Annotated in this window: 1 protein-coding gene; it reads right to left on the bottom strand. The window is 42.3% G+C overall.

The window, feature by feature from the left end:
- Positions 1-1,026 (bottom strand): FIVAR domain-containing protein (locus ACNDLV_RS07520; RefSeq protein WP_498883049.1); only part of this gene is annotated, 1,026 nt, incomplete at both ends.

The following is a 1,026-nucleotide window of genomic DNA, read 5'->3' as shown; positions in this document are numbered from 1 at the left end:
CACCAACATCAACTTTTTTTGCAAGTGGTTTAAGAACAACAACTGCTGAATCAACTTAGCACTTACTGCATCATTATATGCTTGCTTCTTGTCATCACTTGCGTTGTAGTAAGCTGATGTGCTTTCTACTGTTGATTGTTCATTCACCGCAGTTTCCAAAGCGCTTTTATCTACAGAACTTTCAGTAGTTGAGCCTGTAGTCGAACTCGTAGTATCACTTGTTCCTGTTGAACTAGTAGCTGTTTCTGTGGCTTGACCATCTAAGGCTGCTTTGGCATTGTCAATTGCAGTTGTAGCACTATCCACTTCGCTTTGTGTTGCGGAATCATTGTTCAACACTGTTTGGCCAGCACTTACTGCATCATCATATGCCTGTTTCTTATCATCACTTGCATTGTAGTAAGCTGAGGTCTTTTGAACATCGCTTTGGTCATTCACTGCTGTTTCCCAAGCGCTCTTGTCTGTGGTTTCACCATCTAAGGCTGACTTTGCATTGTTAATTGCAGTTGTAGCACTATCCACTTCGCTTTGAGTAGCGGAATCATTGTTCAACACTGTTTGACCAGCAGCTACCGCATCATCGTACGCTTGCTTCTTTTCGTCACTTGCGTTGTAGTAAGCTGAGGTCTTTTGAACATTGCTTTGGTCATTCACTGCTGTTTCCAAAGCTCTCTTGTCTGTGGTTTCACCATCTAAGGCTGCCTTTGCACTGTTAATTGTAGTTGTAGCACTATCTGCTTCACTTTGAGTAGCGGAATCATTGTTCAACACCTTTTGACCAGCACTTACTGCATCATCATATGCTTGTTTCTTATCATCACTTGCGTTGTAGTAAGCTGGAGTGCTTTCTACTGTTGATTGTTCATTTACAGCAGTTTCTAAGGCTGTCTTATCTGTAGCTTGACCATCTAAGGCTGACTTTGCATTGTTAATTGCACTTGTGGCACTATCCACTTCACTTTGGGTTGCGGAGTCATTGTTCAACACTGTTTGACCGGCAGCTACCGCATCATCATATGCTTGTTT

It is taken from the genome of Lactobacillus fornicalis (assembly GCF_055362665.1).
This window is presented reverse-complemented; position numbering and strand designations above follow the sequence as displayed.